The sequence below is a fragment of the Wocania arenilitoris genome, from assembly GCF_021728535.1.
Classification (GTDB): domain Bacteria; phylum Bacteroidota; class Bacteroidia; order Flavobacteriales; family Flavobacteriaceae; genus Wocania_A; species Wocania_A arenilitoris.
The window spans coordinates 25,017-34,995 of the sequence record NZ_JAKKDU010000022.1; the positions used below are offsets into that span (position 1 = coordinate 25,017).

Sequence of the window (9,979 nt, forward strand, 5' to 3'; positions counted from 1 at the left end):
TCTATAATAAACAAAAAAAAGTCGACTCAAGTCCAGAAGCATTTCCAATAATATTTATTTCATTTTGCCAAGGCGCAAATTTTCTGATTTTAATAATTGTAATCTATTTTATGACTGACCTGAATATAATAATTGATAAAAAATATATTGCATATTCAATATTTCCTTTAGCAATAATATTTAGCGGAATTAATTTTTATAAATACATATCCAAAAACAGAACTGAAAAAATAATAGCTCGAAGAAAAATAATTGACAAAAAAATAGGTTTTTATAGCATACTATATATGCTTTTTTCAATCTGGTTCCCTTTGTTTTTGATATATTTTTTTAATGAAATTTATTGAATTTGGCCTGAATTAAAGACGAAAGAACCGAATTGTAAAAAAACAAAAAACTACTGGCAACAATGTATAAAAATAATGCTTAAGTTTAATCCTAAACCAAAAGGTTAGTGCGTATTTGGTCACTCTGATTTTCCTGCGGAAAATCCTCGGACGCAAAACCGCACTATTCTTATACGAGACCGTTGGCAACAATATGAAAACCAAACGCAGAAATAGCATTAGACGAAATCGATTTTCCTTGTTATTCCCGATTTTGACAATAATCGGAATTGGGATTGTTGCTGTGCTATATTCTGGATATGATAAAAGCTGGTTTCACAATTGGAATGGTGTTTCGAAATCCATAAAGGATTCAGTTTTAGTGGCAAAAGATATTGGTTACACCGGGGGAATTGGACCAAATGGTCGCTCAATGGAAAAATATCAAAAAAGAAGACATTGGATAATGAATAATGCGACCCTAAGCGAGTTAATGAATCTGACCAAATATCCAAACGGAACTGTAAAAGCAATAGGTTACGAAGGATTAATCAAGCAAAAAGATTTTAAAGAAAAAGCTGATTTAATTGTTAGGGCAATAGACGACAAGGAATATCATGTTTTTTATTCCGCAGGGTGCGAAGGTTTCGAATTTGAAATTGGCGAATATTTAATGCGCTATGTTTTATTAAATGATACCGAACTTCCGCCTGTTAAACCAGGGGCAGAAATCGACTATGGACTTAGCCAATCGGATAAGGAAATCATAATTACCGCTTATTTAAATAGGAATAATTAAAAATACTGTTGCCAACAATGGCTAAAGTTCATTGCTTCTGATTTTCCTTCGGAAAATCCTCGCGCTGAATTATTGCCAGTTTTTATTTACTAACTTAGTGCCAAACCCACGCAACGAAACCATAGCCAAACACGTTACCTGCAAGCTGAAAAGCCAACGCGCAGTCAAGCACATTTCATTTTTTTCGTGCCTCAAAAAATAAAAAGAGCTTGACTTTTCCCAACGCAACCATTTTAGTAATCTGAAAACAATTTGTTTGAAAAAGACTTGTTGATTATTAATTTGTCTATTTTTGACAAACGTATTTAACACAAATAAGTAATGAATAAATTCGGAGACTTAATTCGGTCTAAAAGAGAAGAACAAGAAATGCTACTCAGGCATTTATCTGCCCAGTTAGATATGGATACCGCAATGCTTAGTAAAATAGAAAGAGGAGAAAAAACCGTAAAACGTGAACATATAGAGACATTAGCAAAGCTTTTCAAGCTCGACTGTAACTACCTGTTTTCTCTTTGGTTAGCAGACCAAGTATTTCAATTAGTAGAAAATGAAAAACAAGCTTTGCAAGCCCTAAAAATTGCAGAGAAAGAATTAAAAATAAATAATGAAACTTAGTTCAATGTTAAAATATTCAAACGAAATAAAAGAACTCGTAAATGTTGATTTAGTTTCTGAACCTGAACAATTACACCTTTTCGAGAAGAAGAATAAAAAAGATAACACTAATACTCATATTAATAGTAATGTATATAATCCAATCAAAGCTTTAGGTCATACAGCACCTTATAAAATACATAAATATTTTGCCCGAAGACCTTGGAATGTTTTTTCTGAAATAATTAAGTCCTTCAGTAATGAAAATGAGATTATTTTAGACCCTTTTTGTGGTGGTGGTGTAACCCTTTACGAAGGGTTAAAATTAAACAGAAAAGTAGTTGGCTATGACTTAAACCCATTGTCCATTTTTATTATTAATAATATGGTAAGTAAAGGTGATGATATAAAACTGCTATTTGAAAGTTTTAAGTCAATCATTGAAAAGATTGGTAGTTTATATGATGACTATTATTTCTTTGAGATTGGAGGTGAGCGAATTTATATAGATTGGATAGAAACTACTTTTAAAGTAATATGTCCTCAATGCAACAAAGAAACCTTATTATCTAATGAACTCAGGAATAAACCAGGATTTTACAAATGTTTAAATAAGTCTTGTGATAATAATTTAAAAGAAGAGAAAGGTTTTGCTCAAAGACATTCAAAACGTATTGGACACAAGTATTTATATCTAGTAGGTTTTGATTCTAATAGACAGAAGATCGTTTATAAGCCATTAAAAAAAGATGAAAAAAGATTAAAAGAGCATATTACATATCTAGAATCTATAATCACTAATAACCAAATAGCCGTAACAAAAGATTTAATCCCTCAAAACTGGGATAGGCAAAAAGAAGATACTCTTGTAGAAAAAGGTATCTTAAACTTTCAAGATTTATTTACTGAAAGAAACCTATTAATAAACAACATCTTACTCTATTATATTAACGAAGAGAAAAATAATCTTTCAGCAAATGATTATGAGTTATTAAGGATTGCTTTTAGTAACACAGTGAAAGAAACAAATATTATGTCGTTTACAAATGATGCTTGGCAAGGAGGTAAACCAACCACCTGGAGTAAACACGCTTATTGGATTCCTTCTCAATTTTGTGAAGTAAACATTTTATCCGCTTTTATTAAATCTTTAAAACGTGTAAAAAATTCGTTATCCTATAACAATACATTTGATTACAAGGTAAGTAAGACAAGTGATTTTAAAGATTTAAATGATAAGTCTAACTTTTTATTAAATAACAATAGTATTGCATTAAGCGATTTACCTGAAAATAGTATTGATTCAATAATAACCGACCCACCTTATGGTAGTAACGTGCAATACTTAGAGTTGTCGCACTTCTGGTATGTTTGGAATAGAGATTTATATAACAACCATCCAGACTTTTCATTAGAAGCAATATCAAATAGAAAAAAAGGATTTGATGGAGCTAAATCAATGTACACATATGAAGACAATCTTTATAGTGTATTTAATAAATGCTTTCAGGTTTTAAAACCTGAAAAGCATATGATTTTAACCTTTAATAATAAAGATATAAGTGCTTGGTTAGCTCTTCTTTTTTCAATATTTCGTTCAGGGTTTACACTTGAAGAAAATGGAATTTATTTTCAAAGTGGTGTAGATAATTACAAACAAACTGCTCATACAAGATTTGATGGTTCACCTTATGGGGATTTTATTTATGTCTTTAAAAAAAGTGACACAAAAAACTTAAAGACTTATGAAAGCGAAGAATCCTTTTCTAATGATTTAGACGCTTTATACCATAAATTCTCGAATATTGATGAAGTGAGTAAATATGATTGGTTAATGAGTTTCCTAAATAGTTCATTACCAATAATAGAAGGGTTTTCAAAGTCATTTTTACAAACTAACAAGCATAATTTATTTTCAAAATTTAATAAAGCGTATTTAAAAAAAGTATATTAATAATGAGTAGAATAAGTGTAGATAAGATAGTATTAGACAATGATAATCATACAGGTTTACTGGAGGATTATAAAGAAATTATTACTCGATTAATAGATAAATATGATTTTGTAACTAAAGATGAATATAAGAATTTAGTCAATTTTAGTACAAACAAAGAAATTCCGATACACAGTTGGTACGATTATAAACAAGGTTATGCTCGTAATTTAGTTGCTTCTATTTTAGAAGATGTAAAGCCAGATAAAAATTTATACGTTTTAGACCCTTTTTGTGGTGTTGGAACTACAAACCTGGTTGCTAAAGAATTAGGTTATAATTCAATTGGAACGGATATAAACCCTATGGCCTATTTTGCGTCTAAAGTAAAACTGGATAATTACTCAATCAATGAAACAGATGAAATTAGAAGTATATTAAATAATTTTGATAAATCTAAAAAATGGAAATTTAATGAGAAACCTAAAGTAGTTGAATCATCATTTATTGAAGAAAAACTAGAAAGTCTACAAAGGATAAAAGGTTTTATTGATTCTCTTAGTAATATTAAAGCTCAGAATATATTAATGCTTGCTTACTTATCAATTATTGAAGATGCATCAATCAGAGTTAAAGATGGCAATGGGCTTAAGCTTAAAAAAAACAAAAAGCAAATTGAAAATATTTACGATTACTTTTTATCAAAATGCAATCAAATGCTTCACGACATTGCCACAACTACTTATTCTAATGAAACCAATCATTTAGTTTACAATAGTTCAATTTTAATAGACAAAACTCTTGAGTCGTTAACTGATAAAAAAGTTGGGATTTCAATATTTTCTCCACCTTATGCTAATTGTTTTGATTATTGTGAAGTATATAAATTAGAATTCTGGTTAGGTGGTTTCGTAGATAGCTATAAAGGTTTTGCTAAGTATAGATCTATAGCTATGAGATCTCACGTTAATTCTAAATTTAATCATACTATTCAAAACAATATACCTGACGTTGATAGTATTGCCAATTTAATTTCAACTTATAATATTTGGAATAAAAACATCCCAGATATGCTAAGAGGCTATTTTGATGATATGTTTGAAATACTTCAACGGCAAGCAACGCTTTTAGTTAAAGGTGGCAAGTGTTTTATAGTAGTTGCTAATTCAGGGTATAAAGGTATTATGGTTCCAACAGACCTTTTAATCTGCGATATAGCTGAAAAAACAGGTTATAAGGTAAATAATATATTTTATGCTCGTAAAATCAGAGCTTCCGGACAACAAACTACCGATCTACATTTAAATTACGATAAATTAATGCGTGAATCTATAATAGAATTAGAATTGTTATGATATACAGCGAATTACTTAAGAAGAAACATAAAGATTGGAGTAGTCTTGAACAAGAAATAGAGCAATTAACTACCACTTACGAAAAAGGTGAGGTTTTTGAACAATTCATATATGCCTATTTACTTTTAAATTCACAATTTTATCAAATTTCAGAGGTATACCGTTCAACAGAAATTCCTAAAAAATATCTTGAAAAATATAAATTAGAAAAAAAAGATAGTGGAGTTGATGGTTTAATAATTTTAGAGAATGGTAAAGGTGCAGGTTATCAAGTAAAATTCAGATCAAATCGAAAAAAACCAAGCTATGATGAATTAGCTAAATTTTGGGTAGAAGCTCAACATACAGATATTAACTATACAATTGCAAATTGTTATTCTGTAACTAACCTATCGAAAAAGCAAGAAAAACATTTACAGATATTAGTTGATGACTTTGATGTTTTAGATGAAGAGTTTTTTAAATCTCTTTTTACATTAACGAACAATCGGAAAATAATTAAAAGAGCAAAGTATGAACCATATGATTTTCAAAAAGAAATAATCAAGGACACTGTTAATGGTTTTAAAAGCTCTAATAGAGGTAAAGTTATAGCTGCTTGTGGTACTGGTAAAACTTTAACATCACTATGGATAACAGAAAAAATCAATGCAAAAACTGTGCTTTTTTTAGCACCAAGTTTAGCTCTAATAAAACAAACATTAGAGGCTTGGGCAAATCAAAGTAATAGACCTTTTTCATATTTAGCTGTTTGTAGTGATAAGTCAGTTTCTTTAAATGAAGAGGATAATGGAGATATAGCCATTTCTGAATTAAATATACCTGTAACTACTAACATTACCGAAATATCGGATTTTTTAATTTCAAAAAATGTTGACACCAAATATATTTTTTCGACATATCAATCTTTACCTGTAATTGCAGAAGCCTTTTTGGGTATTGATGATTTAGAATTCGATTTAACAATCTTTGATGAAGCTCATAGAACAGCAGGTGCTAAAGAATCAAGTCTTTTCTCTTTAGCGTTAGATGATAATAATATACCTAGTTCTAAAAGGTTATTTATGACCGCAACACAACGAATGTTGAGGCCAAAACTTAAGAAAATAGCAGCAGATCAAGATAGATTAGTTTTTTCAATGGATGATGAAGCAATTTATGGAAAACTATTTCACAGCTACAATTTTGGTAATGCAATTAATGATAAAATTATATCAGACTATGAAATAATTGTTGCTGGTATCCAAGAATCCGAATTAAAAAATTGGATTGCAAATAATAAAGAATTGGAAGTATTAAATGAAGCCGATAATACAACCTTTACAACTGCACAAACATTATTTACTCAAATAATATTAGCGAAAGCTATAGAATCATATCCTATAAACAAGGTTATTTCATTTCATTCATCAGTCAACAATGCAAAAGTTTTTTCAGGCACTATAGGTAATGGTAACAATTTAGATACTTTAATCACCAAAGTAAATAAATCAATTGGATCTGCTGATTTATTTATAGATCACATAAATGGTAGTATGTCCGCAGGTAATCGTCAAGAAAAATTAGACGAATTTAAAAACTCAAAATATGGGCTTATTTCTAATGCAAGATGTTTAACGGAAGGTATTGATGTGCCAATTATCGATTCAATTTATTTTGTTGATAATAAAAATTCAATAATAGATATTGTTCAAGCTTGTGGTAGAGCTTTAAGAAAGCCACTTAGCATTCCTGATAAAACAGCATTTTTTATTATTCCTGTATTGATTCCAGACGACTCAACTTCTTCCGATATTGTAAATATGGAATCTTTTGAAATGGTTTATTCTGTTCTACAGGCCTTAAGAGACCAAGACGACAGATTAGATGAATGGATTAACGAAATAAATCAAGGAGCGGTTAAAGGTAAATTTACTAAATATAAAAAAGGAAGTAAAAACCCTATAAAATTCTTCCTACCAAATAGCATAAACATAGATGATTTTGCAGATAAACTTTACTTAAAGATTGCAACTGTAAATGCAAACCCAACTAATGTGCTTTATGAGCCTACTGTAAAATACGGTAAGAACGAACGAAAGAGTGGCTATAAACGTATTTTTAAAACACTTGGAGACTATTCAGTTGACTCTTATTTCAGTAGTTTAGTTCAACCAACAATTGATAAGTACAAGCCATCTAAAACAACAATTACAAATAAAGAAGCTAAAATTAATAACAACAATGTATCACATACTTTAAGGTTAGGTTTGATTGTCAAGGACAAAAAAAATTATAATATTACTCCTTTAGGTAAAAAATATTTAGATGGTAAAATAGATAACACTACACTTTTTAAGCGACAAATGTTGCGTTATTCGACTTATTTAGAAGATTCAAATGAATCAAGATTATTATTCCCATATAGAGCTTGTCTAAAAATTATTGAACGAACAAAATCCTTGAATTTTTTCGAGTTTGCCTTTGGTGTAAATACACTTTATGACTCATCGAATGAATCTGTACAAGAAGCAATTAATTCAATTTTCATTTTAAGAGAAAAATACCCAAATCTTTTATTAGTGAATGAAGCAAATCGTGATACCATATTAAATGAGTTAAATGAACTTTTCGGCTCACAATACTCATTAACTGATATTTGGACTAAACGAACAACTTTATACAATCAGTATGGTTATTTCAGAAATCATTTATCTGTTTTTTCTGATTTTATTGAAATTGAAAAACAAGTAATTTGTTTAATCCCAGAAAGAATAAATAAGTTAAATCAATTGTTAGCACTTGATAACAGACTTGAATATGAAAAAGATCATAAAGCTATTTTGAAAAAGTATGTTTCTCCATTTCTGAATTTTGTAATATTTACTTTATGATATATTTCTCCACAATGTTCAAGCACATTGCAATCCTCGTTCCTGCGGTTGCAAAGAGCTTTCACGCCAACGCTAGCAAGTTTGCGGAAATAAAAGCCAGCAGGTAACAATGTATATAAAAAATAGGGTGGTTATTGCTAAAATAAAGGCTTGTGCTTTTTTGCAAAGTTCGCCATATTTTTAATTTGTATTTTAGTAAAAAGTTAAAAATAAAATGAAAAATATGGCTCAGTATAAATCCGAAAATAAGTGCTTATCACCTGCCCTACTTTTCATATACTAGACCGTTGCCACACATTTGAGAAAAACCGAATTCCATAGAATGAACAGACTAATTTTTATAATATTTATTTCTATTCCTTTTTGGAGTTTTGGGCAAATTGAAAATAAATGGCAACCTGATAGTATTTATTCAAATCGACAAGTAAAAAAAATATTTGTCTACTTAAATTCACCAAAAGACTTATCTGAAATTGTAGAATTTGACCGAAATGGAAAAAGAATACGCTCGACTGAATATAGCGCTTCTTACAATCGTAAAACACGAAATCGCAAATCAACTGACAAAATCAATAGTTATGAATACGACTCTCAAAATCGATTGATTAAAGTAATAGATTCCATAGGGAAAGATTCAATAACATTTAAATATGGAGCAAATAATAAACTGATTTCATCAAGAAAAAAATTGGGAAGTTTTGTCTATGAAACTAATTACTATTACAAACCATTTAAATCAACAACAACGCAGAAAAAAGATTCAATAGTAGTTTACGAAAAGACAAAAGAATATGAAAAAGACTTTTATGTTAGCAGATTTTTCGGTTATTATTTAGAACCAAAACTAAAAAAAGTAAAAACGACGGAAAACGGAATAACAAATACTTTAGCATATTCTGACCAAACCGATTTACAAAGGTTTGAGGATAATAAAACAATTAACAACAGTTTTAACGAAAAAGGTCAACTTATAAAATCAGATATTAAGTCAATATTTATGAATGACCGAATTAATGAATATGAACTGAATTATAAATATTACGAAAACGGACTTTTAAAAAGCGTTCGTGGATATGTACCAAGATATTTCAAATATGAATTTTGGGAATAAAAAAACGTGTGGCAACACCGTGTATAATTAATGGCTGGTTCTCGCCTACTTACGAAAATCCTCGCGGATTTTCTATTCGGTTTTTATTTGCTAAATTAGGTGCTTAAACACGCCACTAATCATACACAAACACGTTGCCACCAATACGAAAAACACGATAATGAGAATAATATTTTCTATAATTTTAATACTTTTTACATCTGGAAAAACAGTTAATCTTGACCTTGGAGCACCTGAAATTCAAGCTGTGTGTAAAGTCACATTAAACGACGGAAAAATAATAGAAGGATTTGTCACTTTTGGAGCTGGAGGATATGAATATAAATATCGAACTCACGGATTTTGCTTCGAACACGATAACGGAACAAAACAATTAATTCTTTATGGCTTTAAATTTAACCTTTCAAATCTTGACAGTTATGCTTCTCATCGAAATGGAACTTCAAAATTATGCTATGTTGAGAATATAAGCGCAAGATATCTTCAACAACCGAAAACTGAATTTGATGAAGAAAAAAATACATTGACAATTACCAAAACAGAAGTTGCAAAATATAGACTTTTGGAACAAATGCCTATTTATACAAAACTTCCATTAGATTTATTTGTCGCATATAGTTCAGATGAACAAAACGGAAAAACAACTATTGAGGTTAATCAGATAAAGTCGATTGAATTATTAAAAAATCCGAGTAAGAAATTACTTGACATTATTGAGAACGCTCGAAAGAAACAAATTGAAAGCGACAAAGAAAATGAATGGGTTGATTATCAGCCACCTGTTTGGTATCACGAAATAATTACGAATCAAGAAAGAATTGATTATTTATCGAAATTCTTTTAAACCGAAAAAGTACTGGTGGCAACAAAGAACTGAGTTAAAAAACAAGCATTATTAAGCTAATTTTGAAACAAAGTTTTCATCGTAAGGCAATCCACTTTTTGCAATGGCAAAAGCTTGTTTTAGTAACTTATTTGCTACTGC

7 protein-coding genes are annotated in these 9,979 nt (G+C 29.5%); all 7 read left to right on the forward strand.

Translation table 11 applies throughout. From position 1 onward, the window contains the following. Nucleotides 1-600 precede the first annotated feature (600 nt). Nucleotides 601-1,125, forward strand: a complete 525-nt coding sequence (locus L3X37_RS14635; RefSeq protein ID WP_237240913.1) for a hypothetical protein — start codon at nt 601-603, stop codon at nt 1,123-1,125. Between the two features lie 321 nt (nt 1,126-1,446). Continuing rightward, nucleotides 1,447-1,743: a helix-turn-helix domain-containing protein gene (locus tag L3X37_RS14640; protein WP_237240914.1), complete on the forward strand. Its 297-nt coding sequence runs from the start codon at nt 1,447-1,449 to the stop codon at nt 1,741-1,743. Then, nucleotides 1,733-3,676, forward strand: coding sequence for a DNA methyltransferase (locus L3X37_RS14645; RefSeq protein WP_237240915.1), 1,944 nt, complete (start codon nt 1,733-1,735; stop codon nt 3,674-3,676). Before L3X37_RS14640 ends, L3X37_RS14645 begins: the two co-directional genes overlap by 11 nt. Before the next feature lie 2 nt (nt 3,677-3,678). Further along, on the forward strand, nt 3,679-5,010 hold the full coding sequence (locus L3X37_RS14650; protein WP_237240916.1) for a DNA methyltransferase: 1,332 nt from the start codon (nt 3,679-3,681) through the stop codon (nt 5,008-5,010). Then, entirely contained in the window at nt 5,007-7,883 is a 2,877-nt protein-coding gene (locus tag L3X37_RS14655) for a DEAD/DEAH box helicase family protein (protein ID WP_237240917.1), read from the forward strand. Before L3X37_RS14650 ends, L3X37_RS14655 begins: the two co-directional genes overlap by 4 nt. Nucleotides 7,884-8,205: 322 nt before the next feature. Further along, entirely contained in the window at nt 8,206-8,994 is a 789-nt protein-coding gene (locus tag L3X37_RS14660; RefSeq protein ID WP_237240918.1) for a hypothetical protein, read from the forward strand. Between the two features lie 160 nt (nt 8,995-9,154). Continuing rightward, a complete protein-coding gene (locus L3X37_RS14665) occupies nt 9,155-9,838 on the forward strand; it encodes a hypothetical protein (protein WP_237240919.1) in 684 nt (227 codons plus the stop codon). The last annotated feature ends 141 nt before the right edge of the window (nt 9,839-9,979 follow it).

Bases quoted from the DNA above. Each gene is read 5' to 3' on its own strand.
- L3X37_RS14640 (WP_237240914.1), top strand. From the start codon at position 1,447: ATGAATAAATTCGGAGACTTAATTCGGTCTAAAAGAGAAGAACAAGAA.
- L3X37_RS14655 (WP_237240917.1), top strand. From the start codon at position 5,007: ATGATATACAGCGAATTACTTAAGAAGAAACATAAAGATTGGAGTAGT.
- L3X37_RS14660 (WP_237240918.1), top strand. From the start codon at position 8,206: ATGAACAGACTAATTTTTATAATATTTATTTCTATTCCTTTTTGGAGT.
- L3X37_RS14665 (WP_237240919.1), top strand. From the start codon at position 9,155: ATGAGAATAATATTTTCTATAATTTTAATACTTTTTACATCTGGAAAA.
- L3X37_RS14645 (WP_237240915.1), top strand. From the start codon at position 1,733: ATGAAACTTAGTTCAATGTTAAAATATTCAAACGAAATAAAAGAACTC.
- L3X37_RS14650 (WP_237240916.1), top strand. From the start codon at position 3,679: ATGAGTAGAATAAGTGTAGATAAGATAGTATTAGACAATGATAATCAT.